This is a genomic window from Kitasatospora sp. NPDC058965, from assembly GCF_042741245.1.
GTDB lineage: Bacteria > Actinomycetota > Actinomycetes > Streptomycetales > Streptomycetaceae > Kitasatospora.
Genome location: NZ_JBHYKG010000119.1, coordinates 1 through 24,488 on the forward strand (window position 1 = coordinate 1; position 24,488 = coordinate 24,488).

Below are 24,488 nucleotides of genomic sequence, written 5' to 3' on the forward strand. Positions count from 1 at the left end.
CCCGAACACGCTCGGGAGACGCCCTCACTCGTGACCTGTATCAGAACTTCCGTACCGCGGCCGGGTCCACGCTCATGTCAGCTCGGGACCCGTGCCGTCAGAGGAAGTACGGATACATCCGGATGACGGGGACCTGCATGGAGACGCCGTCCCCAGGAGTGACGTCCCACTTTCGATCCGGCGCTTCGATCATGACGATGTCGGATCCAAGCCTGATCGACACCACCGGATCGTCTCCTTCGCCGACATCGACGACGGTTCCCGTGAGGGAGACACCCGTCTCCTCCTCGACGTCCCCCGCGATCGAACCGGGAGCGGGATCGGTGAGGACGATCCACCGGGTGATCTCCTCCGGGATGTCGAACTCGACGTCGAACTCACCGAGCTGGAGGGGGGTGGAGCCGGCCCAGCGGGCAGTGGCGTGTCCGAGTGCGCAGCGGAAGGAGACGAGACCTTCCGAGGCATCGAGAATCCGAGTGACTTCTACCCTCATTACCTCAGCCCCAATGGAACGCGAACCATCGTGTTGCCCACTACCCACTCATTGGTCGGGGAAATGAAGTCCCAGGTTTCCATGTGGAAGTGGAACATGGTGGGCTTGCTGCCCATCTCGTGCTCTCCCATACGGATGCTGCGAAGGCCGTCCGCTGAGACGAGCCGGTCAGGATCCGGCAGGCCGGTACGAGGATGGATATTCGTGTACGGGCCTTCTCCGAGGAAGTCCTCCCACGCCTGCAGGGCCTTGGAGGGCTTCAGGGGAATGGGAGCCTTCACCTCCTTGAGGTTCGTGACAATCTCTGCGGGGATCGATTTCCCACAGATATTGTGCACCAGCACCGGCTCGTCACCCGCCAGCACGAAGTACGTGTGGGTGTCCGCCACCTCGAAGTTGTAGACCGTGGTCGGCTGGTCCTCCGCGCCGACCGAGTCCACCCGGACCGGGGTGCCGTCGAACCCGAGCATGTGGTCGCCGGGCTTGACCTGGCCCGCCTCGATCCAGCCGCGGTCGGCGACCCACACTTCGTGGTTCGGAGTGACCTTGATCTGGTGGCCGGCCAGGGTGAGGACGACCAGGGATGCAGCCTGGTGCTGGAACAGCTGGGTGACGGTCTTCAGGACCCGCTTGCCGGTGACCGGGTCCGCGGACCACACCTTGTCGCCGACCTTGATGTCCTCGATGTTCTTCGAGCCGCCCTCGACGGCCACCTTGGTGCCGGCCACGAAGCAGAAGTTCTTGGTCGAGTTACCGATGCTCTTGGCCAGACCCAGCAGGCTTTCGGCGGCCGGCCCCGCGCGTTCGGCAACGCTCCTGGCCAGGGGAGCGGCCAGCCGGCCCAGCGGTCGGAGCAGGGGTCTGGCGACAGCGGCCACCAGTCCCAGCCCGAATTCACAGGCGGCGCCGATGACCGCGCCCTCCACCGCGGTTTTGAGCATCGAGCCGGCACTCCACTGGCTCATCGGCGTGCTCATCGCGTAGTCGGTCACGTTGTAGACGGCACCTGCCGCCGCCGCGCAGGCGATCGAGCCGGCGCCGCCGGTGGCGGCCAGGCAGACCCCGCCCACCGCGGCGGCCGCGACTGTGGCGACGATCGGCGCGGCGTGCTTCTTCACCCAGCCGAGGCCGGAGCAGAGCCAGTCGCACGGGGCGTGCTTGACGGGCGGGGGCGGCGGCGGAATGGGGGCCGGGTTGTAGCCGGACGGCCCGTTGTCCTTCCCGCCCTGACCCATGATGGTGTCCCCGGTGCACTCCTGGTTCGGCGTGCAGCTGCCGTCCGGGTTGTCGGGCTGGGGGCTGCAGCTGTCCGGGGTGTCGTCGTGGCAACTGCGCGCCAGACCGGTCGGGTCGCTCCCGGTGACCGGGTTCTCGCCCGCGTACCCGTAGCCGTTCTGCTGCTGGGCGTCGGTGGCTTCGAACACCGGGTCCAGCGAGGCGAACTGACCGAGTGCCGGGTCGTACCAACGGGCTCCGACCATGGTCAGGCCGGTGCTGGTGTCCCGGGCCTTGTTGAGGAAGCCCAGGTTGTCCGGCCAGCTGCTCGGCGCGGTGCCGCGCGGGGCGCCGTACGGGGTCTGCTGGCGCCACACCGGGGTGCCGAAGGCCGGGTCGATGGTCAGGCCCACCGTGCCGTGCTGGTCGCCGGTCTGGAACGAGTAGCTGGTGGCACTGGTGCGCACCGCCAGCCCGCCGCCCGGCACCGAGTAGAACCGGGTGGTGGAGACCGCCCCGCTCGACAGGGTGAGCTGCTCGCCGGGCAGGTAGAGGACCGTCTGTCCCGGGTCCTTCTGCAGCAGCAGGCTGCCGTCGGCGTCGTAGACGTAACTCGGGCCACCGGTGGTCGGGTTGACCGCCGACAGCTTGTTCTGCGGGGTCCAGCTCAGGTTGGTGGTGGTCGCCTGGTTGCCGACCGTGGTGACCCGCTGGGTGTTGTTGCCCACCGCGTCGAACGCGAAGCTGGTCGAACTCGTCGTGCCGGGGCCACTGGTGGTGGTCGCCGAGGTGAGCGCGTCCGGCTGCACGGCGCCGTTGCCGCTGTAGTTGTAGACGTAGTTGGTGGTGCTGTCCGCCGCGCCGCCGAGGCCGTGGTCGGTCTCGGTGGAGCGCCGGCCCAGCGGGTCGAGCTGCCAACTAGTCCAGTACGCCCCGCCGGTGCCGGAGGCGACGTTCGCGCCGGCGTTGGTCGACGGGTCGGTGCCGCAGCTGCTCGCGGGCGACGCGGTGGTCCAGGCCTGGTGCAGCCGGTCCAGGGTGTCGTACCCGAAGCACTGGGTCTCGGTGGTGGAGCCGCCGCGGACCTCGGTCTGGCTGACCGGGTTGCCCGCCGCGTCGTACTGGTAGCTGGTCTCGTCGATCGGGGTCGCGGAGACGTTGGTGTTCGCCAGCTTGGTGTCGGTCAGCGCACCGGTGTGCGGGTCGTAGGTGTTGCTCAGGTAGGCGTTGACGGAGTTGGTGCCCAACTCGATCTGGCCGACCTGGGCGTAGGCGGTGTAGCTGGTGTCCACCGAGTACTGGACCGAACCGGTCAGCGAGGCCGGCAGGTCGAGCTTGCTCTTGTAGCCGGTGGTCACGCCCTCCTGCGGCAGTGAGCCGTTCGGGGTGGCCGGGTAGATCTGGGTGGTGGGCAGGCCGGTGTTGGCCGTGTACAGCTGGGTGTAGGCGTAGCTGCCCGCCAGCGCACCCTCGGTCGAGGGGATGGTGACGGTCTGGCCGGTGGCCTCGCCGAACACGTTGTAGCTCTTTACCTGGGTGGTGTACTGCGGGGCGCCGGCCGTGTTGCCGCCGGTGCCGAAGGCGATCGAGGTGGTCAGGTGGCCGATCGGGTTGTTCACCCCGGCCACGGCGTTGCTGTTGTCGTAGTACCAGGCCGCGGTCTGGGCGGCCGGCGTCTGGCCGCTCACCGGTGCGGCGAACTCCGCTGTCTTGCGGCCCAGTTGGTCGAAGGTGTAGGAGAGCGTGTTGGTGTTGGCGTCGGTGCTCTGCAGCAGGTGGCCGGCGGCGTCGTACAGCATGTTGCTGGTCGTGCCGGCGTCCGGGTCCTGCTTGGTCAGCGTCTGGCCCAGCATGTTGTAGGTGGTGCGCCAGTGCTGGTCCACGGCCAGGTTGTGCACGTCGTTCTGGCGGCCGAGGTTGTCGTAGCCGTACTGGATCACCTGCTGGTTGCCGTTGCTCGCGGTGGTACTGCCACCGCTGAAGGCGACCGTGGTGACCGGCACGGTACCGGTCGGCTGGGTGATCGCCACGCTGGGCAGCGTGGTGTAGTCGTCCAGCTCGGTGGTGCGGCCCAGCGCGTCCTCGACCTTGGCCCGGACCGGGGAGCCGGTGAACGGCTGGTTGGTGACCGGGTCGAGCTGCGCGGAGACGGTCTTGTCCCCACCGCCGGCGGCCAGGATGTCGTACTGGGTGGCGGTCTGTTCCTTGACCTGGCCCATCCCGTAGGAGGTGGCCAGCACCGGGCGGCCGTGGCCGTCGAAGGCGGTCACCGTCTGGCTGGGCATGGTGGCGTCGGTGACGTTGGGCTTGGTGCCGTCGCTGACCAGGGTGCTGTTGGGAGTCGTCGCCGGGTCCCAGTAGTCGCCGTTGGCCTTCCACAGCCACCCGTGGGTGTCGTAGAAGTTGTCGGTGACCATCCGGCCGCCCTGCGGGGTCTCCCGCTGGGTCTGCCGCTGGCGCATCAGCGCGTCGAAGATGCCCGTGGAGGTGATGTAGCCCAGCGAGTCGTTCATCGTCTGGGTGGTGACCACGGTCGGCGCGGTGTTGCTGATCTGGTACGTGTACTTGGAGTTGGCGGGCGCCGTGGTCGGGCGCTCGTTGGTCCAGACCGCTATGGTGCGCCCGAGCCCGTCGTGCTGCAGCGTCGTGGTGACCTTGCTGGTCTTGTTCTTGACGTTGTTGGCCCAGGTGTTCTCATCGGTGGTGGTGAGCGGCAGGCCGCGCGCCGTGTTGATGGTCGTCGCCGTGACCTGGTTCAGCGGGTTGGTGGTGGTGACGCCGGTGGTCAGCCCGTTGGCGGAGCTGACGGTGTAGTCGGAGTGGGTCTTGTGGCCCATCCCGTCGTACGTGTCGGTGGCCCGCCCGAGCCCGACCGGGTAGAAGTTGGTGGTCGAGTCGTCGTCGTACACGGTGGCCGAGGAGACCTGCCACTGCGAGCTGCCGGTGTAGGAGCTGCGCACCCGCTCCTCGGACACGTTTCCGTGCACCGGCGCCTGGCCCAGCATCCCGGCGACCGTGCTGTCCGCCGGCTGCGGCCAACTGGCCGCCAGGCCCGGGTTGTCGTAGAACGTCTGCGCGTCGGAGACCACGTCACCGGGACGGTTGACGGTGGCCGGCGCGGTCAGCGCGTTCACCTGTCCGGTGCCGGGCACCGAGGCACCGCCCGGGTTGCTGCCGCCACAGGCCAGCGCATCCGTCTCGACCTCGCTGACCAGGTCGGTCAGGTTGGCAGAGGTGTTCGGGGCGGTGTACTTGGTGGTGGTGCAGCGCTGCTGGGTCGGGTCGGCCAGGTCGCCGTGCGCGAACTGCACCAGCGGCAGGCCGAAGGTGGGCGAAGTGGCGTTGGTGTCGTAGGAGTTGTCGGTCTCGGTGGTGCGCCAGGTGACCTGGTGGGTGGTCGGGTCGGTGAGCGCGCCGCGCGTCCAGGTCTCCACCTGGGCCATGGCGTTGGCGGTCAGGTCGGGCAGTCCGACGTTGGACCGGCTGCGAGTGGCGAGGGCCGGCGAGACCCAGTACGAGTAGATCGAGGAGCCCTCGATCGAGCTGCCCCGGTAGTCGTAGCTGACGCTCTCCAGCACCGAACCGGCCAACTGGCCCAGGTCCTCGTGCTTACCGCCCTGGGAGTCGGTGAGCAGCAGCGCGGGCGCGCCGTTGTTGTGCGACATGCCGCGGTAGTAGTAGACCTCGCCCTCGGTGAGCGCGTCGTTGCCCTGGCCGGTGAAGGTCTGGGTGTGGCCGTAGCCGCGGAACTGGCTGTAGGTGCGGTACTTGGCCTTGGCCAGCTCGCTGTCGTCGTAGGCCCAGGCGGCGCCGTCCAGGTACTTGTACGAGGAGCTCATGGTCGGCGCGCCGCCGGTCGGGTCGGACTGGGTGACCTGGGTGACCAGCCACTTGTTGAACCAGTCCAGGTACTGCGAGCCGTCGCCCGGCGGGGTCCAGTAGATCGGGTAGCAGTCCGAGGTGTTGCTCGCCGGCGCGATGGTGACCGGGGCGGTGCAGGGGTCGCTCTGACCGTAGGTCACCGAGATCTGCGAACCGGTCTCGGTGGTGACGGTGCCGATCCGGTGGCGCAGCATCGGCGGCAGCGACCACTGGGTGGTGTCCGCGCGGTTGGGCAGCACCTGGGTGGTGGCGGTGAAGGTCATCGCCGGGAGCGAGGCCGCCGCGCCGCCCGCGGTGGTGTCCTGGCCGGTGCGGGTGATCGAGGCCAGCCACAGGGTCGGTGAGGTGTTGTCACCGGTGGCGGGCATCGTCGCGTTGTCGAACGCCCAGGAGTCCACCGGCTGGTAGGCGGTGCCGTTCCACTGCTGGGTGGTGATGCCGGTCAGCCGGACGGTGGAGAACCGCGACGGGCTGCTGATCTGGCAGGAGGAACCGACCGTGCAGGCCAAGTACTGCGGCACGTCCGGCCAGTTGGGCGCATTGGTGCTGTTCAGCGGGCCGCACGGGGTGGGGGTGGCGCAGCGGTCACCGGTGGTGAAGACCACCTGGTTGGCCGCGTGGCCGCCGTTCGTCGCGTAGGCGTTCGGGTCGCTGAAGCCGTAGTCGATGTGGTCCAGGTGCGAGTCGCGCACGTAGGAGGCGGCGCTGCTGGTCTTGGCGTTCTGGGCGTACCCGTTGGTGTCCTGCTTGTAGTAGTACGCCATCGCGTTGCCGTGCACGTCGGTGACGTAGTCCAGGTTCCAGCGGAACGCCATGGTGCACCAGGAGTTGGTCCAGGTGGCGTTGTAGCAGGGGTCGCCGGAGTGCGCGGAGTAGACCGGCTGGGTGTCCACCGAGTTGGTGGTCGGCTTGCCCGAGCTCCAGCCGGGCAGCTGGTTGCGGCCGAACTGGAAGACCTTGCCGGTGCGGTCGGTGACCTGCCAGTAGTCCTGGTCGTGGGTGCCGGAGCCGTTGTTGGCACCGGTGATGCGCTGCACCACGTCGCCGTTGGCGTTGGCCGGCACGTAGTTCTTGCCGTCGTAGACCAGCTGGGTCGAGGTGCCGTCCAGCGACAGGGTCAGCACCGGGCCGTCGTAGCACTCGTCCTGGGTCGCCTGCGGAGAGGCGGTGCCCTCGGGGGAGTCGGCGCAGGTCTTGAACGACTGCTCGACGTACGAGAGCGGGGTGGACCAGCCGTCGCCCAGCCAGTTGGCCTGCGCCTGGGTGGAGGCGGTCTGGCCGTCGACCGAGGCGGAGCTGTAGGACAGGGCCAGGCCCGGCGCCAGGTCCGAGGCGGCCGGCGGGACCTGCAGCGGGTAGCTGTAGGTGAACGAGCCGGTCGACCCGCCGGCGCTCCACGAGCCGGACGGGGAGAGCGTGGTGGCCCCGTAGCTGCCGCCCGCGCCGCCCCCGTCGCCGCTGCTGGAGCTCGCGGTGGCGGCCAGCACCATCGCCGCACTGCCGGCCGCGGCCGGCGTGGCGTACGAGGCCTGCTGCGCGTAGCCGGCCGGGCTCACCCCGTGCGCCGGGGTGCTCGGCGCGGCGGCCGGGTCCAGCGTGGCGTAGACGCTCTTCGAGGCGGCGTCGTTGCCCGCCTCCGGCAGTGCGGTCTGCACGCGGCAGGACGGCACGTCAGGCGTGGTCAGCGCACAGGCGGGCAGTTGCACCAGGTGCAGCGCCTGGGCGTAGTTGCCGCCGTAGGCCTGGGCGAACGCGGTGTAGTCGACACCGATCCGCACCTTCTGGTCGCCCTGGCCCGGGGTGGCGGTGAACAGCACGCCGTGGACGCCCGCCTTGGCGGCCGCGTCCTGCCCGGCCACCTGGACCGCCACCTGCTGCGGCGGCTGCCCGCCGGCGACGGCCTGGGCCCAGACCGGAGTGCCGGCGACCTTCGCGCGGCCGGCGCTGCCGGTGGAGGCGGCGGTGACCGTGCCGCCGACCGTCACCGTACCGTTCGCCGGCGCGGGCCAGTGCACGGCGCTGGCGTGGAACGGCGTCTTCGCGCCGTCGTCGGGCTTCGCGGGCTTTCCGTAGGACAGCGCACGCACATTCTTCACCGCATGGGCACCCGGCATTCCGGGCACGCCGGCGTGCTCGACCAGCATCCAGTTGCCGATCGCTATGAGCGGCCCCACGATCGACATGGCGATCAGTGCACAGAATGGTCGAGATCGCGCCGCGAATTTTGCCAGGCTTTGCCTGAGCCGATGGGTACGGCCCCATTTACGCATGGACAGAAAACTCCCCGTCTAGGTTGACCCGCGCCGGGGCAGGGCTCCTGACCAGGCGTCAGGGTCATCGAGCGGGACGTACGGTTGCACACGTCCGGCCTCTGGGGAAAGTCGATCCTCGGCACCGGAACCAGAAGTTCGCTGTGATGATCATCACTATTGACGCGACCCCGGAACCTTCCCTTCAATTGCCGGTCGACGCAACCGTGGTCAGTCCAGAGGGGGATCCAGATAACGTGAGTGCGCGTAGATCCGATTCATCGGGAAGCAATAGAGAATTCCAGGTTAACGGTAGGCGAACAGAATTCTCTCGGCGCGTTCCGGCGCTGCTCGCGGCGGCTGTGGCGACTGCCACGGCCGCCGCTCTCACGATGGTCGCGGCCCCCGTCGCGCTGGCCGCCGCGGGCAGCACCCCGAGCCCGGCGCCGGCGCCCGCGTCGACCGCGGCCAAGCCGGCCGACCAGGGCGACCCGGCCCGCGCGGCGGCCATCGGCAAGGCCCAGGCCGGCGCGAAGGCGGCCGGCAAGCCGGTGGTGGTGGACGAGCTGACCACCGAGACCTCGCAGCTGACGGCCGATCCGTCCGGGCACCTGACGCTCACCCAGACCGGTCTGCCGAGTCGCACCAAGGTCAACGGCAGCTGGACCGACCTGGACGCCCGACTGACCCGCAACCAGGACGGCACGCTGTCGCCCAAGGTCGCCACCGACCGGGTCCGGCTGTCCGGCGGCGGCTCCGGCCCGCTGGTCCAGCTGACCACCCAGGGCCGCACGCTGGCCTTCGACTGGCCCACCGCGCTGCCCGTGCCCACCGTGGCCGGCGACACGGCCACCTACGCCGGGGTGATCCCGGACGTCGACCTGCAGGTCACCGCGACCGACCTGGGCGGCTTCCGCGACGTCCTGGTGGTGAAGAACGCCAAGGCCGCCGCCGACCCGCGCCTGGCGACCCTCACGCTGGCCACCCACGCCACCGGACTGACCGTCAGCACCGATGCGGCCGGCGGCCTGACCGCCCGGACCGGCCCCCGAGGGGCCGAGCTGTACGCGGCCTCCGCACCGCGGATGTGGGACTCGGCCAACGACGGCCGCACCACCTCCACCGCGGCCGGCCCGGCCCACGGCGCGCACGTCCGCCAGATGCGCGCCACCGCCTCCCAGCAGGCCGCCCCGCTGGTGCGCGCCCAGGGCGACGGCGGCGCCGGCGCCCCCGCCACCGTGGACGGCACCCTGAGCCTGGTCCCGGACCAGGGCCTGCTCACCGACCCGCACGCGGTCTTCCCGGAGTTCATCGACCCGGCGGTCGGCCCGGCCGGCCCCAGCCACTTCATCGGCGTGTCCGACAACTCCAGCGTCGGGAACTCCACCGACGACCTGCCGGTCGGCTACATGGACTACCAGGGCTGGGGCCCGATCTTCAAGGCCCGCTCCTTCGTCAACGTGGGCATCGACTCCGCGCTGTGGGGCGCGAAGATCTACACGTCGACGATCGGCTTCCCGCTCACCGAGAACAGCGCCTCCGGCTGCGCCACCGCCAACACCGACCTGTGGTGGACCGGCGCCATCCCGTCCTCCCCGGACTGGACCTGGGCCTCCAGCTCGGGCACCTGGCTGAGCCAGATCGGCTCCCAGCCCAGCGGCTGGGGCACCGACTGCTCGGCCGCCCTGAAGACCGGCGTGGGCTTCGACATCACCAGCTGGATGAGCTCGAAGCTGAGCGGCCGCGGCGTCACCAACCTGACCTTCGGCCTGCGGGCCGAGGAGGACGACGCCAACGGCTGGCGCGAGTTCGGCAAGAACTTCACCATGTCGACCACCTACGACCGCTACCCGACGCTGCCGCAGTACCCGGCCGCCTCGCCCGGCGGCGCCTGCAACACCGTGGCCGCCCGGACCGTGGTCGGCAACGACGACCTGACCCTGAGCACGGTGCCGAGCGACCCCGACGGCGACACGCTGACCACCAGGTTCGTGGTCAAGTACGGCAGCACCACGGTCTACGACACCGGCACCGGCCTGAACGGCGCACCCACCTCGCCCAGCGGCGCCTCCGGCGGCATCAGCCAGATCACGCTGTCCCGGAACCTGCTGAAGGGGTGGGCCCCGAGTGGCGGCGCGTTCAGCTGGTACGCCCAGGCCACCGACCCGAAGGGGCTGAACAGCCCGGCGACGGGCCTGGGCAGCGCCGGCAGCCCGTGCGCGTTCACCTACAACCCGACCGCGCCCAGCGCCCCGTACGCGGTGGTGACCAGCACCACGAACCAGCTGGGCGGCACCGGCACGGCCACCGTCTACCCGTGCCAGGGGGTCACCCAGACCCCGGCGACGGCGTGCACCGGCAACGCCCCGGCCAGGTACAGCTACCAGGTCAACGGCGGCGCGCCGGTGCAGGTGACGGCCGGCAGCGCGGGCACCCCGATCAGCTTCCCGCTGACCGCGATCGGTCCCAACACGCTGTCGGTGACCTCGCTCTCCAGCGGCGGCAACCCGAGCGCCAACCCGTACCCGGCGCAGTTCACCGTGACCCGGCCGGCCACGCCGTACGCCGACGGTGACATCACCGGCGCGGTGAACGGCTCCGGTGCGGCGCTGCCCGACCTGCTGACGGTCGGCAGCAACGCCACCAACCCGGGCCTGTGGCTGGCCACCAGCGACGGCGCGGGCACCCTCAACCCGCCGACCGACATCGGCGCGACCGGCACCGGCATCAACGCCACCCCCGCCGACTGGGCGGGCGCGCAGATCACCCACGGCGACTTCACCGGCCGCGGGGTGCAGGACGTGCTGGTCTCCTACCCGCCGAGCAGCAGCTACGCCGGCGAGGTGAAGCTGCTCCTGGGCACCGGCTCCAACCAGCCGCTCAACTCCTTCACCGGCCAGGCCTCGCTCTCCGCGGGGCTGGGCGACGCCAACGGCAACCCGCCGATCCAGCTGGTCGCGGCCGGCAACGCCAGCCTGAACGCCACGCCGACCATGCCGGACCTGATCGGCATCACCGGTGACTCCAACGGCTACTCGCTCGACCTCTACTCCAGCACCGCCGGGTTCCAGGGCTACCACGGCTTCAACGGCAACTCCGGTTTCTACACCCTGTCGGCTCCGACCAGTTCGCCGGACGGCGCCAGCGACTGGAACAACTTCCTGCTCGCCACCGCCCAGCCGGGCGGCAACGCGAACAACACCGTGCTGTTCGCGCTGAACACCCAGACCGGCAAGATCTGGGAGTCGACCCGGGCCGCCGGTGCGGTCGCGGCGACCACGACCAGCACCGCCGGACTGATCGGCGACCCCGCCTCCACCTGGACGGCGCTGACCAGCCCGTTCACCGCCACCACCGTGCCCGCCCAGTTCTCCGCCGACATCAACGCGGCCGGCAGCACCGAGCTGTGGGCCGGCACCAGTGGCAGCGCCACCTCGTACGTGCTCAACGGCACCACGCTGACCGCCGAGCACACCAACAGCCTGCTGGCCCCGGCCCACGAGTGGCCGCTGACCGACGGCGCGAGCGGCTCCAGCACCAGCGCGGTGGACACCGGGACCGGCTCCACCACCGCCACCACGGTCGGCACCGCCGGCTGGAGCACCGACCAACTGCGCGGCGCGGTCGCCTCGTTCAAGGGCAACTCCGGCTCCGGGTACCTGGACGTCCCGGCGACCGGCGCGGGCGGCGTGCTGCAGGACCCGACCGGCAAGCCGCTGCAGGGCCTGACCGTCTCGCTCTCCTTCCAGGCCGCCGCCGGCACCAACGGCGCCCTGCTCGCCACCGGCGCCGGCCTGCCCGACGCCAGCCCGCCGAGCACCACCGCCGCGCCGCTGATGTACATCGGCACCGACGGCCGCCTGTACGCCCAGTTCAACACGGGGACCATCTCGCCGATCGTCTCGGCCGGCAAGGTCAACGACGGCCAGTGGCACACCGTCACCATGACGGTGGACAGCGCGATCCACAACCAGACGCTCTACGTCGACAACAACACCCCGGTGGTGGGCACCAACAACTTCGTGCTCACCAACGCCGGCACCATGCTGTTCGCGGGCGGCGGCGTGTTCAACACGCTCGCCTGGACCAATGCGCCGGGCACCGCCGGCACCACCCGGGCCTCGTACTTCACCGGGCAGATGTCCGACCTCGCCGTCTACACCACGGCGCTGACGCAGGGCCAGGCGGCGGTCCGGGGCAACGTCCCGGCACCGATGACCGGACAGATCAGCAACGAGGCCACGCCCGGCAAGTGCCTGTTCGACGGCACCCAGGCCGGCAGCGGGGTCGGCAACGCGGTCGTCCTCGGGGACTGCGCCACCGCCGGTGCGAGCCAGTGGACCTTCGAGGCGGACGGCACCGTCCAGCTCACCACCCGGGCCGGCGTCTCGCCGACCCACCTGTGCCTGGACATCGCCGGCGGCACCGCCGCCACCGCGAACGACACGAAGATCGACCTGGCCACCTGCACCGGTGCCGCCAACCAGATCTGGGAGGTCGTCAACGACGGCTCGATCTACAACGACAACGCCGGCCGCTGCCTGGACGACCCGAACGACAGCACGACCAACGGCGTCCAGTTGGAGATCTTCGACTGCAACGGCACCAACGCCCAGGGCTGGGTCTCGGCCGCCCGCAGCACCCCGGCGGTGACCACCGGCACGGTGGTCTCGCTGGCGAAGAACCTGTGCCTGGACGACAACAACTCCGGTACCGCCAACGGCACCAAGGTCCAGGTGTGGACCTGCGACGGTGTCGCCACCGCCCAGCAGTGGACCTTCCAGGCCAACGGCACCCTGACCATCAACGGCAAGTGCATGGACATCACGGGCGGCGTCAACGCGAACGGCACCCTGATCCAGCTCTACCAGTGCAACGGGACCGGGAACCAGCAGTGGCAGTACGACCCGACCGACGGCTCGCTGTGGAACCCGCTGACCGGGCGCTGCGCGGACGTCAACTCGGGCGTCGCGGGGACCCAGTTGAAGATCTGGGACTGCAACCAGACCCCGGCGCAGCTCTGGGTGGCGCCGAACTAGTCCGGCAGCCGATCCGGTAGTCGTCCTGCGGGCCGGCCCCTCCCTGGCGGAGGGGCCGGCCCCGTTTTCTCACGGGCTGGCGGCCAGTTGGCGGGTGTGCTCCTGCCAGGCGGCGCGCAGGCGGTCCACGGCGGCGCGCAGGGTGCCGGGGGAGCGGGCGTAGCCGAGGCGCAGTTCGGCCAGGTGCCGCCCGTCCAGGCAGGCGGCGGCCCCCGCGGTGGTGCGGACGCCGAACCGGGTGGCGGCCAGGTGGGCGAAGGTGGTGGCGTCGGTCACCGGCAGCTGGACCCGCAGCGCGAGTCCGACCGGGACCGGGTGCACCCGCCAGCCGGGCAGCTGCTCGGCCAGCGCCCCTTCCAGCAGGGCCCGTTGGTCGGCGCGCGTCCGTTCCTGGTGCCGGTGCCAGCCCGGGTCGGCGGCGCGGAGCAGCTCGACGGCCAGCAACTGGCCCGGTACGGCGGGCGCCAGGTCCTGACGCAGTGCCAATACCCGCTCCAGCAGCTCCGGTTCGGCGCGCAGCCAGCCGATCCGCAGTCCGGCCCAGAAGGTGGCGGAGAGCGAGCCGAGGGCCACCGCGCCGGGGTCGAGGGCGGCGAGCGGAGTCCGGCCGGCGGTCGGCTGCGAGAGGTCCTCCACCAGTACCGCGCCGTGCCGCCGGGGCAGGGCGAGCAGCTCGGCGTGCCGGGTCGGCGGCACCTGGTGCGCCGCGCCGTCCAGCAGCAGGACCGGGGCGGGCGCGCGGCGGGCGGCGCGGTCCACCGCGGCCAGGTCCAGCTGCCCCTGCGGGCCCAGCGGCAGGCCGACCGCCGGGTGACCGGGCAGCAGGTCGGCCAGCCCGGGCCGCCCGGGGCACCCCGTGAGCAGCGGGCGCCCGGGCGTCGGCAGCGCCGCACCGAGCAGCGCGAGCGCCTGGCCGCTGCCGGCCGTCACGATCAGCTGCTCCGGGGCGGTGGGCAGCCGCAGCCACGAGCTCAGGTGCTCCGCCAGCGCCTCCCGCAGCTCGGGCAGCCCCGCCGGGTGCACCCCGTGCCCGTACCCGTCCAGGGCGGGCAGCGCCCCGACGGCGGGCAGGTGCGCCGCGCTCCCGGGGACCGGGAGCGAAAGATCGATCAGGTCGACGTCCGGCGCCGGCGGCTGCGGAGCCGTCGAGGGCGGTGGGACGGGCGGTCGCCGCAGGTAGGTGCCGGAGCCCTGGCGCCGCTCGACCAGCTGCTGCTCGGCCAGCTCCTGGTAGGCCCGCACCACGGTGCCCCGGCTGACCGCGAGGGCGTCGGCGAGCAGGCGCTCCGGCGGCAGCCGGTCACCCGGGCGGACCACCCGGCGGGCGGCGGCCTCGGCCAGGGTGGCGGCGATGCGCCGGTAGCGCGGGCCGCGGCGGTGCCGCCAGCCGTCCAGGGCGACCCGCACCCACCAGCCGAGATCCTGGTCCATTCGGTCAGATTGGCACTGTCGCGGGCCGGCGGACAAGGTCCACGCTGGGGGGCGACAAGCCGTCCGACAGCCGAAAGGTGCCGATCCATGCAGCCCAGCCCCACCCTCGCCCGCCGTTTCTGGGAGGCGGTCGAGCCGCTGCACGCGCTGGTCTACTTCACCCCCGAGCCCGCCGAGGCGGCCCGCGCGGTGGGCCTGACGGGGTGGTGGATGGGGTACTTCGCCGGGCGGATCGCCCCGCTCGGGCGTCTCGGCGGTCCGGCGGCCGCCTCGCAGTTCTTCGCCTTCGCGCCGCGCAAGGTCGGGTACGCGCTGCCCGCCGCCTGGGAGCTGGTCGCGCCGGAGCGGGTGCTGGCGACCCGGCAGGCCGCGGTCCGGGTGGCGCTGGAGCGCACCCTGCCGGCCGACCGGTCGGGCGTGCCCGAGCTGGTGGAGCTGCTGGAGCTGGCGGTGCGCGGCTGCGCCTTCGAGGGGCGGCCGCTCGCGGCCGGGTGGGCCGGGCTGGAGCCGCCGACCGACCTGCTGGACCGGCTCTGGCTGGCGGCCACCGTGCTGCGCGAGCACCGCGGCGACGGCCACGTGGTCGCGGTGACCCACGCGGGACTGTCCGGCCTGGAGGCCGGGCTCACCCACGTCGCCACCGGCGCCGTGCCGGGCGAGCTGATCCGGCGGACCCGGGGCTGGACGGAGGAGGAGTGGGAGCAGGCCCGCCGCCGACTGGTTGCGCGCGGGCTGCTGGACCGGGCCGGGCGGCTCACCAAGTCGGGCGGGATCCTGCGCCGGGACCTGGAGACCGCCACCGACCGGCTCGCCGCGGACCCGGTGATGCTGCTCGGCGAGGTGGGCGTGGCCCGGGCGATCGAGCTGGCGGCGCCGCTGAGCCGCCGGCTGATCGACGACCAGGTGGTCCCGGTGCCGAACCCGATCGGCGTGCCGCGACCCTAGGCCGCGACCCTAGGCCGGGGCCCGCCCGGACCGGTCCGGGCGGAGGATCACCTCGCTGCCGATCGGGCGGAACCCCGCGGCCAGGAAGGACCGCAGCGAGCGCGCGTTGCCCGGGGAGACCGCCGCGAAGACCGGCTCGCCGGCCGGGACCAGGGTGAGGGCGTCGCGCAGCAGGCCCCGCCCCAGGCCCGGCGCGCCCGCGCCCGGGGCGTCCAGCTCGACGCCCAGCTCCGGGCGCCCGGCCAGCCCGGCCGCCAGGGTGACGAAGCCGCGCGCGTCCCCGTGCACCCGGACGTCCCGGCGCAGCGCGCGGGCGTGCCGCACCCGGTGGTGCCCGTCCAGGCCGGCCCGCTCGGGCAGCGCGGGCGCCCCGCCGGTGCCGCGGGCGACCAGGGTGGCGTCCAGCACGCCGATCCAGCCCCGCTCGCCGGCCAGCAGCCGCAGGAAGTCCGGGGTCAGCGAGCCGCCGAACCCGTCCGCCCCGCCCGCCGCGACCTGCGCGGGCGTCAGGCCGGTGGCCAGCACCGCGTGGCCGGTGAACGCGACCGAGCACTCCAGTCCGTCCGGCAGCGGCGGCAGCACGGTCACCGCGCCGTCCACGGCCGGGAACGCGTCGTCGGCCGCGGCCAGGAAGTACCCCAGCAGGGGGTGGGGGTCCGACACGTCGACACACCTCTCCGTGGATCGCCGGAACGGTCAGGCGGGTTGGGCCAGCGGATCGGGCCGGGTCCGCAGCCCCCAGCCCGCCAGGGCCGGCCCGGTGGCGCCCAGCACCGCGAAGCCCACGCCGAGCGCCAGCCAGCCGCCTTCGCCCAGGCCCAGGCAGAGCGTGGTCAGCAGCGCCGGCCCGATCGCCTGGCCCAGGTCGAAGCCCAGGCCCAGCAGACCCTGGTACTCGCCCTGCGCGTGCTCGGGCGCCAGGCCGAAGCCGAGGGCGAAGCCCGCCGACGACTCGTAGACCTCGCCCAGGCTGTGCAGCACGATCGCGACGACCAGCAGCACGGCCGCCGGCCAGGCCTGCACCCGCGCGGTGAGCGCCAGCAGCGGGCAGCTGGCCAGGAAGAGCAGGCCGGCCCGGCGCAGCGCCCGCCCGCCCTGCGCCGGCGTCTCCACCCGCCGGCCGATCCGGGTCTGCAGCGCCAGGCAGGCCGCGGCGTTGACCGCGTTGACCGCCGCCACCGTCCAGCGCGGCGCCTGGGTGTGCGCGGCGATCCAGATCGGCAGCACCAGTGAGACCACGGTGTACTGCAGCCCCATCGCCCCGTTGACCGCCGCGAAGCAGAGGAACGGCCGGTCGCCCAGCACCGCCACCCGGGCACGCTGCCGCGGCGGGCGGGGCAGCGGCGGGTAGTCCGGCACCCGCAACAGCAGCAGCCCGCAGACCACGTAGCTGGCCGCGTTGCCGAGGACCAGCGCGGTGTAGGCGCCGGGGGTGTCCCGCTGGACCGCGACGGCCGCGCCCAGCGTGCCCACCACCACGCCGAGGTTGACGAAGGTCCGCAGCCGGGCCCGGAACGCGGCCGGCTGCTCGCCGCCCACCCGGGCGATGACGGCGCCGCGCGCGGCGTTGTTGGCGGACAGCGCCAGCGTGTCCAGCGCGGCGACCACGGTGAAGGCCCACCAGTCGCGGATCAGCAGGAAGGCCAGCATGGTCAGGGTCTGGGCGGCCAGCGTCACCAGCATGACGGTGCGCGGCCCGCGCCGGTCCGCCAGGTACCCGGCCGGGACGCCGGCCAGCAGCCCGACCAGGCCGGCCACGGTGAGCCCGAGTCCGACCTGCGTCGCGGGCAGGTGGACGACCCGGGTGAAATAGAGTGCCGAGGCACTGTTGAACAGGCCGTTGCCGATCCGGTTGGCGACGCTGGACAGCACCATGGCGCGCTGCGGCCCGGCGGGCGGCAGCGCCCCCGCGAGCCGTCGGCCGAACCCCCGCACGATCATGGCCGCAGGCTAGCAGGAACAGTTCGTGCACCCGTCGGCGGGCCGGGGGTGGTGCCCGCGCGAGTCTCAGATACCCTGTGTGGCACCACAGTTGACCGAGCGTCAGGAAAAACAGGGATGTCCGACGAGCTGCTCACTGCGAAGATCGCGCACGGGTTCGACCACTTGGACGCCGACGGGGACGGCAGACTCACCGAGGCCGACCACGTGCTGATGGGGGAGTCCGTGGCCCGCTCGCTCGGGCACAAGGTCGGCTCGCCGGCCGAGGCCCGGATCGTGGCCGCCTACACCGCGATCTGGCGCGACGTGCACCTGCCCCACCTGCCGGCCGGCCAACAGACGCTCGGGCGCGCCGAGTTCATGGCCTCCACGGTCACGCTGGCCGACGACCCGGTGGCGGCCCGCGCGGTGCTCGGCCAACTGGCCGAGGCGTTCCTGGAGGTGGCCGACACCGACAGCAGCGGAACCGTCGACGCGGACGAGTTCTTCACCTTCCAGCGCGCGCACTTCCCCGCCCTGACCCGGGCCGAGGCCGACACCGCCTTCGCCCACCTGGACCGCGACGGTGACGGCCGGCTGTCGGCCGGTGAGTTCATCGCGGCGATCGTGGAGTACTGGACCAGCCGCGACCCGGGTGCGCCGGGCAACTGGTGGACCGGGCGGGACTTCGGTCAGCCGAGCGCCTGAGCCGGCTCCGGGCGCCCGACCCAGCGCAGCAGCACCACGCTGACCAGCGCGGCCAGCGCGCACCAGGTGGAGATGAACGCGACCCGCCAGAGCAGCCCGGTCACCAGCGCGGCCGCGCCGGTGAGCAGGCCCAACCGGCGCAACCCCGGATCACCGCCGGCCAGCAGCGCCCCGATCGTGGCGAGCAGGTAGCCCGCCAGCAGCACCGGCGCGTACGGGATCCCGATCGCGTAGGTGAGGGTGCGGCCGTGCTCGCGGGCGGTCACCGGGTGCAGCACCAGCACCACCGCCAGCGCCGCCGCGACCGCGCACCCGAGACCGGCGAAGGCCGCCGTCCGCCGGGTGCGCGGCCCGGCGCTCCAGACGCCCAGCGGCACCAGCGCGGGCAGCAGCGGCAGCGCGATCGCGGCCCAGGCGGTGCGGGCCAGCAGCGCGGCCGGGCCGCCCAGTTCGCCGTCCACCCCGCGCCAGACCGCGGCCTCGATCAGCTGGTGGACGCCCAGCACGAGCGGCAGCGCGGCCATCGGCACGTCCCGCGCCCGCCGCACCCGGGCCAGGCAGAGGACACCGAGCCCGCCGACCACCGCCCCCGCGACCAGATCCGCCTCGGCACTCCAGCACATGGGGCCAGAGCCTAGCGGTGGTACACCGCCGACACGCCGTACGCGTGGACGCCGGGCGGCAGTTCGGGGGCGTCGGGCAGCCACTGCGCCAGCACCCAGCCCGACGGGCCGAACATCGGCTCCGGCAAAGCGTCCACCGGCCGCCGCTCCCAACCGGCGCAGACCAGCGGCTCGGTGACCTCGGCCACCGCGTCGCTGGGCGGCGCCAGCACGGCGGCGGTCAGTCGCGGCCGCCCGTCGACGTGGTCCAGCACCACTCCGAGCACCCGCATCCGCCCGGCCGGCAGCACGATCCCGGTCTCCTCGGCCAGTTCGCGCGCCGCGGCGGCCTCGAAGGACTCGCCGGGCGCGTCCACCTTGCCGCCCGGCAGGCTCCAGGTCGGCGGCTCGCCGGCCACCGTGCGGCGCCCGACCAGCACCGAACGCCCGTCGGTGGAGGGCACGATCACGCCCGCACCGATCAGCGGGGTGCCCGGGCTCACCACGCCGAGGGCTCGAAGTCCTTGAGGAAGCAGCCGTACAGGTCCTCGCCCTGCTCGCCGCGCACGATCGGGTCGTACACCCGGGCCGCGCCGTCCACCAGGTCCAGCGGGGCGTGGAAGCCCTCGTCGTGCAGCCGCATCTTGTCCGGGTGCGGGCGCTCGTCGGTGATCCAGCCGGTGTCCACCGCGGTCATCAGGATCCGGTCGACCTCCAGCATCTCCTGCGCGCTGGTCCGGGTCAGCATGTTGAGCGCGGCCTTGGCCATGTTGGTGTGCGGGTGGCCGGCGCCCTTGTAGTTGCGGCTGAACTGGCCCTCCATCGCGGAGACGTTCACCACGTACTTGCGCCGGGCCGGCGAGGCGGCCAGCGCCTTGCGCAGCCGGCTGACCAGGATGAACGGCGCGGTCGAGTTGCAGAGCTGGACCTCCAGCAGCTCGATCGGGTCGATCTCCTCGACCGTCTGCACCCAGCTGTTGGTGTCCGTCAGGTCCGGCACCAGGCCGCCCGCGTCGATCGCGGTGCCCGCCTCGATCCGGGCCGGCGAGGCCGAGCCGGTGACCAGCGCCAGCGAGGTCACCTCCTGCGCGGTCAGCGCCTGCCGGGCGCCGGGCAGCGCCGGGCGGTCCACGCTGCCGCTGCCGAAGGAGCCGATCACCTCGAAGGCCGGCAGCTCACCGGCCGGCAGCGGCGCCGACTCGGCCGCGATCAGCTCGGAGTAGGCGGCGGGGGAGCGGCGCACGGTCTGCGCGGCGTTGTTGATCAGGATGTCCAGCGGGCCCTCGGCGGCCACCGAGTCGGCCAGCGCCACCACCTGGGCGGGGTCGCGCAGGTCGATGCCGACCACCTTGAGGCGGTGCAGCCAGTCCGCGCTGTCCGGCATCTCGCTGAACCGGCGGATCGCGTCGTTCGGGAACCGGGTGGTGATCGTGGTGTGCGCGCCGTCGCGCAGCAGGCGCAGCGCGATGTACATGCCGATCTTGGCCCGGCCGCCGGTGAGCAGCGCCCGACGGCCGGTCAGGTCCACCCGGGCCTCGCGCCGGCCCCGGCTGGAGCGGGCGCAGGACGGGCAGAGCTGGTGGTAGAAGGAGTCGACCTCGACGAACCGCTGCTTGCAGATGTAGCAGGAGCGGGGGCGCTCCAGGATCCCGGCGATCTCGCCCAGCGGGGTGCTGGAGGACAGGCCGAAGACGCCGGCCGTCTCGTCGTCGATCCGCCCCGCCGCGCCGGTGGCGGTGCGGGCGGTCACCTCGCGGTCGTTGGCGGTCTTGCGGGCCCGGGTCTCCTGGCGGCGGCGCTGCTTCACGGTGCGGAAGATGCCGGCCACGGCGCGGCGCACGGCGATCGCGTCCGGGTGGTCCACCGGCAGGTCGTCCAGTTCGGCCAGGACGTCGAGGCAGAACTGCAGGCGCTCGGGTTCGATGCCCGGCCCGTACTCCGCCTCGTGCTCGTCCTGCTGCTGCGCTGCCGTGGCCATGCGTGGTTCCTCGTATCTCCCGGTCGACCCGTTGAATCGTACGGAGTGGCCCGCGAGCGGCCAAACGGCGTGGGTAGATTGCGGGCATGATCTGTGACACCGAGCCCGTGGTGCTGCTGCCCCGTCCCGCCGAGGTGCCGGGCCTGGAGGTGCACCTGTTCGACGGCGAGACCTGCGACGGGCGGCCCGGACCGCCGCCGGCCGAGCTGCTGGCCCGGGTCGAGCTGCTGGTCACCCCGTACCTGCGCACCGGCTCGGTGCTGCCGCTGCTGCCGGCGATGGAGCGGCTGAAGGTGGTGCAGACGCAGACCGCCGGGGTCGACGACATCGCCCCGCACCTGCCGGCGGGGGTCACGCTGTGCAACGCGCGCGGCGTGCACGAGGCCTCGACCGCCGAGCTGGCGCTGACGCTCACGCTGGCCGCGCTGCGCGACATCCCCGGCTTCGTGCGCGGGCAGGACGCCGAGCAGTGGCGGGCGGGCTTCTACCCGGCGCTGGCCGACCGGACGGTGCTGATCGTCGGGTACGGCTCGGTGGGCGCGGCGATCGAGGACCGGCTGCGGCCCTTCGAGGTGGTGGTGGAGCGGGTGGCCCGCAGCGCGCGCTCGGTGCCGGCCGGGCCGGTGCACGGGTTCACCGCGCTGCCGGAGCTGCTCCCGCGGGCCGACGTGGTGATCCTCGCCGTGCCGCTGACCCCCGGGACCACGGGCCTGGTGGACGCCGCGTTCCTGGCCGCGATGCGCGACGGCGCGCTGCTGGTGAACGTGGCCCGCGGCCCGGTGGTGCGCACCGACGCGCTGCTGGCCGAGCTGACCGCCGGCCGGCTGCGCGCCGCCCTCGACGTCACCGACCCCGAGCCGCTGCCGGCCGGCCACCCGCTCTGGCACGCCCCCGGGGTGCTGATCACGCCGCACGTGGGCGGCAGCTCCAGCGCCTTCCTGCCGCGCGCCGAGCGCCTGGTCGCGGCTCAGCTGGAGCGCTTCGCCAAGGGCGAGCCGCTGGTGAACGTGATCAGCCGCTGAGCCGTGCCCGACGGGGGCGGACGGACCGTCAGCAGGGAGCGACCAGCAGGGTCCCGACCGACTGGCCCCCGCTCACCCGCTGGGCCCAGGTCGGCCACGGACCGGTGCCGGTGCTCCAACCGGCATCGGGGTCGAAGGCCAGCTCGCGCAGGCCGTCAGGGGCGTCGGCCGCGTCCACGAGCAGCGCGGGCCCCGAGGCCTCGCGCACGACCCGGCCGAGCGCGAGCCGGTCGGGGGAGAACATCAGCAGGATCCGCTGGGTCGGGGTGACCGTGACCATGCCCTGCGCGGTGAGGGTCAGGCCGCAGACCGGCCGGGCCTGACCGCCGCTCTCCGACTGGGCGAGCCCGCAGCTGTAGGGGGTGTCCGAGCAGATCTCCACGGCCCCCGGGGTGCCGCCGACGAACAGCTTGTCGCGATCGGGCGCCTGCCAGCGCTGGCCGAGCTGCACCGGCACGATCGTCTCCTCGTGGATCTCGACGTCCGCGGCCGCGCTCGGCAGGCCCCCGGTGGACACGTAGGCGGAATAGACCGGTTGCCAGCTGACTTCCAGGGTGTCCAGGAAGCTGCTCGTCGATGTCCAGATCAGGGGATCGCCCAGACTGTTCGTACAGACTGCTTTGAGGACATAAAGCGACAGGCCGAGATCGTGAACTTTCTGCTGGCTGGCTTGGGACAAGGTCACCCGCACCCGGTAATCCGCCATTCCTGGCCTCCGTCGGTCGATTCGTGCCGTGGCCGGCCGCGAGTGCGGCCACCCTGGGGAGAGTGTTGCCGCGAATGCCAACTGACTGGGAGAGAAAGCCGTGTGGCGACCGGTGGCCACTCGGGCGGCCGAGCCGGGGTGGGGCCGTACGGGTGAAATGGGCGCAGCTCGGTCCGATTCGGTAGATCGTCGACGATCTATGTGTGCACCATGTCCGTCAACCATTCCGGAAATCACGTGCCGGACGGTTTCTTCGTCGGCACCGGACCCCTGTGAGGAATCATGGACCAGGACAAAAAGTACGCTTACCGAATCCTCATCGGACTCAAGACCGGCCAGACCGTGCTCCCGACCGAGACCCAGGTCGGGAAGGCCCTGAAGGCGATGGGTGTCACGAGTTACAGCTTCACGAAGATCACGGATCCCGAGCGGGACCGGATCGGGCTCGACGTGTCGTTGAACGAGAACAGGTTCGTCACCGCGATCGGAACGGCGACCGGTGTGACGGACCCGGGCAGCCGGTGGACCTTCAAGTTCGATCCCACCGGCGAGCAGCAGGGCGGCCCCGGCGCGGTCCGCGGCGAGTTCGTCAACCACCTGACGCTGCCCGCGGTCGGTGCCACGGAGTACGCGGTCACCGTCACCCTGTCCGACGCCACGCGCAAGGAGCTCAACGACAACGGGTACTCGATCTTCGGCTTCAAGGCGGTGGAGTCGTCCCAGAAGGGCAAGCCGCTGGTCTGGTTCACCGACACCAACTTCCAGCACGACTTCGTGCTCTCCTGGCAGGTCGACTACGTCGGCTACATCTCGACCACGGTCGACATCGACGACAAGTCGCACATCACGAAGGACACCCAGACCCCGATGACCCTGGGCGAGCGGTGGAACGTGCCCTACAGCAAGGACACGGTCGTCGGCGACCCCGGGTCGATCGAGATCGCGAACGTGACCGGCGTCAGGTACACCTGCGGGATCGGCCAGGCGGCCACTGCGGGTTCGCCCGGGGCGGCCCCGCCGATCTGCGCCTTCCCGCTGTTCGGCACCGGCATGGTGGGGATCGTGCCGATCGAGAAGGTGGTGCTCACCTTCGCGACCAGCAAGCTGAACACGGGCACGGTCATCGAGCAGGCCTTCGCGCCGAGTCTCCTGATCGACCTCACCGGGGTGTCGAAGCGCGAGGTGAGCTTCGACATGGACCACGGCTGGGGCGCCAGCGACGGCGGTTCGTGGCCCACCTGGGCCACCAAGCTCGGCTTCGCCAGCGACCTGGTCGGCCCGCTGGTGGTCGGCTCCTGACGGCCCGCGCCCCGGCGGCGGCGGGCCCCTAGCGCTGGTTCAGCTGCTTGACCTCCGCCGCCGTCAGTGCGATGCCGAAGTGCTCGCGGTACGCGGCGGCCTGCTCCTCCTCGGTGGGCAGCTCCTGTTCGGTGCGGTCGCTGGCGTCGGTGGTGCGGATCAGGCGGCCGGCGGTCAGGGTGGTGCGGCCGGTGGGGGTGGTGATGGAGCACATCGCCTGCCGGGTGAAGGGCGAGGCGGGCGAGGTGGCCTGGTACCAGCAGGTGGGCGCGAAGTCGGCCAGCGCGTAGGCCCGCCGGTCCAGGCGGTACTGGAGCTTCCCGTCGCAGCTCACGTCCAGGTCCGGACCCTGTTCGACCACCCGGAAGGTGCCGAAGCGGTCCGCCTGGTCCCCGCGCTCCGCCAGTCGCAGCGGGCCGGCGCTGAACCGGCCGAAGCCCACGTCGGCCAGCCACGGCTCGTCGAGCTCCATCCGCAGCGCCAGGTGGTCGAACGGCGGACCGGCCGCCTCGCCCTGGTACACCCGGGCGGCGAGCAGCTCCACCCGGTACCCCAGGGCGGTGAGCAGCGCGGCGAAGGCGCCGTTGAGCTCGTAGCAGAAGCCGCCGCGCCGGCGGTCGACCAGCTTGGCCACCAGCGCGTCCGGCTCCAGCACGATCGGCTCGCCCAGGTGCACGCTCAGGCTCTCGAACGGCACGGCGGCCAGGTGCGCGCCCTGCAGGGCGCGCAGGCCGGCCAGGTCCGGTCGGGCGGGCCGGTCGGCCCCGATCCGGTCCAGGTAGGCGTCGACGCGTGCGCGGTCCATCGGGCCCGCCTCTCTCTTCTCTCCGAGTGGGGGTGGGTCAGTCCAGGCCGAGGGCGCGGCGCACCGCCAGCCGCGGGCTGGTCAGCACCGGCACCGGCAGGTCGGCGAGCAGGGCGACCGCCGGGTCCATCGACGCCTGGGCCAGCACCACCGCGTCGACCCCGGCCGCCGCAGCGCGCACCCGGTCGGCGACC

15 protein-coding genes are annotated in these 24,488 nt (G+C 72.4%); 5 read left to right on the plus strand and 10 right to left on the minus strand.

Annotation, left to right across the window (positions count from 1 at the left end):
* Positions 1-97 precede the first annotated feature (97 nt).
* A complete protein-coding gene (locus ACFW1A_RS20430) occupies positions 98-493 on the minus strand; it encodes a hypothetical protein (RefSeq protein WP_380410524.1) in 396 nt (131 codons plus the stop codon).
* Positions 493-7,773: a polymorphic toxin-type HINT domain-containing protein gene (locus ACFW1A_RS20435; RefSeq protein WP_380410525.1), complete on the minus strand. Its 7,281-nt coding sequence runs from the start codon at positions 7,771-7,773 to the stop codon at positions 493-495. Before ACFW1A_RS20435 ends, ACFW1A_RS20430 begins: the two co-directional genes overlap by 1 nt.
* A gap of 458 nt (positions 7,774-8,231) precedes the next feature.
* On the opposite strand from ACFW1A_RS20435, the gene ACFW1A_RS20440 reads away from it, so the two are divergent.
* Positions 8,232-12,878, plus strand: a complete 4,647-nt coding sequence (locus ACFW1A_RS20440) for a ricin-type beta-trefoil lectin domain protein (protein ID WP_380410526.1) — start codon at positions 8,232-8,234, stop codon at positions 12,876-12,878.
* A gap of 69 nt (positions 12,879-12,947) precedes the next feature.
* On the opposite strand, the gene ACFW1A_RS20445 is transcribed toward ACFW1A_RS20440, so the two are convergent.
* On the minus strand, positions 12,948-14,309 hold the full coding sequence (locus ACFW1A_RS20445) for a PLP-dependent aminotransferase family protein (protein WP_380410527.1): 1,362 nt from the start codon (positions 14,307-14,309) through the stop codon (positions 12,948-12,950).
* A gap of 87 nt (positions 14,310-14,396) precedes the next feature.
* Between ACFW1A_RS20445 and ACFW1A_RS20450 the strand changes: the two genes are divergently transcribed.
* Entirely contained in the window at positions 14,397-15,254 is an 858-nt protein-coding gene (locus ACFW1A_RS20450; protein ID WP_380410528.1) for a hypothetical protein, read from the plus strand.
* Positions 15,255-15,263: 9 nt separating this feature from the next.
* On the opposite strand, the gene ACFW1A_RS20455 is transcribed toward ACFW1A_RS20450, so the two are convergent.
* Together ACFW1A_RS20455 and ACFW1A_RS20460 are read right to left on the minus strand one after the other, a co-directional pair.
* Positions 15,264-15,917: a hypothetical protein gene (locus tag ACFW1A_RS20455; RefSeq protein WP_380410529.1), complete on the minus strand. Its 654-nt coding sequence runs from the start codon at positions 15,915-15,917 to the stop codon at positions 15,264-15,266.
* 33 nt (positions 15,918-15,950) lie between these two features.
* A complete protein-coding gene (locus tag ACFW1A_RS20460; RefSeq protein WP_380410530.1) occupies positions 15,951-17,195 on the minus strand; it encodes an MFS transporter in 1,245 nt (414 codons plus the stop codon).
* A 117-nt stretch (positions 17,196-17,312) separates the two neighbouring features.
* On the opposite strand from ACFW1A_RS20460, the gene ACFW1A_RS20465 reads away from it, so the two are divergent.
* Positions 17,313-17,882, plus strand: coding sequence for an EF-hand domain-containing protein (locus ACFW1A_RS20465; RefSeq protein ID WP_380410531.1), 570 nt, complete (start codon positions 17,313-17,315; stop codon positions 17,880-17,882).
* Here the strand turns inward: ACFW1A_RS20465 and ACFW1A_RS20470 are convergent.
* Genes ACFW1A_RS20470 through ACFW1A_RS20480 form a run of 3 tightly spaced genes read right to left on the minus strand, consistent with a single transcriptional unit; the run spans position 17,867 to position 20,462 of the window.
* Positions 17,867-18,505, minus strand: a complete 639-nt coding sequence (locus tag ACFW1A_RS20470; protein WP_380410532.1) for a DUF6629 family protein — start codon at positions 18,503-18,505, stop codon at positions 17,867-17,869. The genes ACFW1A_RS20465 and ACFW1A_RS20470 overlap by 16 nt on opposite strands.
* Positions 18,506-18,516: 11 nt before the next feature.
* Entirely contained in the window at positions 18,517-18,987 is a 471-nt protein-coding gene (locus tag ACFW1A_RS20475; protein WP_380410533.1) for an NUDIX domain-containing protein, read from the minus strand.
* Entirely contained in the window at positions 18,984-20,462 is a 1,479-nt protein-coding gene (locus ACFW1A_RS20480) for an SDR family NAD(P)-dependent oxidoreductase (RefSeq protein WP_380410534.1), read from the minus strand. Before ACFW1A_RS20480 ends, ACFW1A_RS20475 begins: the two co-directional genes overlap by 4 nt.
* A gap of 86 nt (positions 20,463-20,548) precedes the next feature.
* Between ACFW1A_RS20480 and ACFW1A_RS20485 the strand changes: the two genes are divergently transcribed.
* Positions 20,549-21,484: a 2-hydroxyacid dehydrogenase gene (locus ACFW1A_RS20485; RefSeq protein WP_380410535.1), complete on the plus strand. Its 936-nt coding sequence runs from the start codon at positions 20,549-20,551 to the stop codon at positions 21,482-21,484.
* A gap of 28 nt (positions 21,485-21,512) precedes the next feature.
* Here the strand turns inward: ACFW1A_RS20485 and ACFW1A_RS20490 are convergent, their stop codons facing one another.
* Entirely contained in the window at positions 21,513-22,190 is a 678-nt protein-coding gene (locus ACFW1A_RS20490; RefSeq protein ID WP_380410536.1) for a hypothetical protein, read from the minus strand.
* A gap of 282 nt (positions 22,191-22,472) precedes the next feature.
* Here ACFW1A_RS20490 and ACFW1A_RS20495 point away from each other — a divergent pair, with 282 nt between their 5' ends.
* Positions 22,473-23,489, plus strand: coding sequence for a hypothetical protein (locus ACFW1A_RS20495; protein ID WP_380410537.1), 1,017 nt, complete (start codon positions 22,473-22,475; stop codon positions 23,487-23,489).
* A gap of 28 nt (positions 23,490-23,517) precedes the next feature.
* On the opposite strand, the gene ACFW1A_RS20500 is transcribed toward ACFW1A_RS20495, so the two are convergent.
* The gene (locus tag ACFW1A_RS20500) at positions 23,518-24,294 is read right to left on the minus strand and encodes an arylamine N-acetyltransferase (protein ID WP_380410538.1); all 777 of its coding nucleotides are present in this window, start codon (positions 24,292-24,294) and stop codon (positions 23,518-23,520) included.
* Between the last annotated feature and the right edge of the window lie 194 nt (positions 24,295-24,488).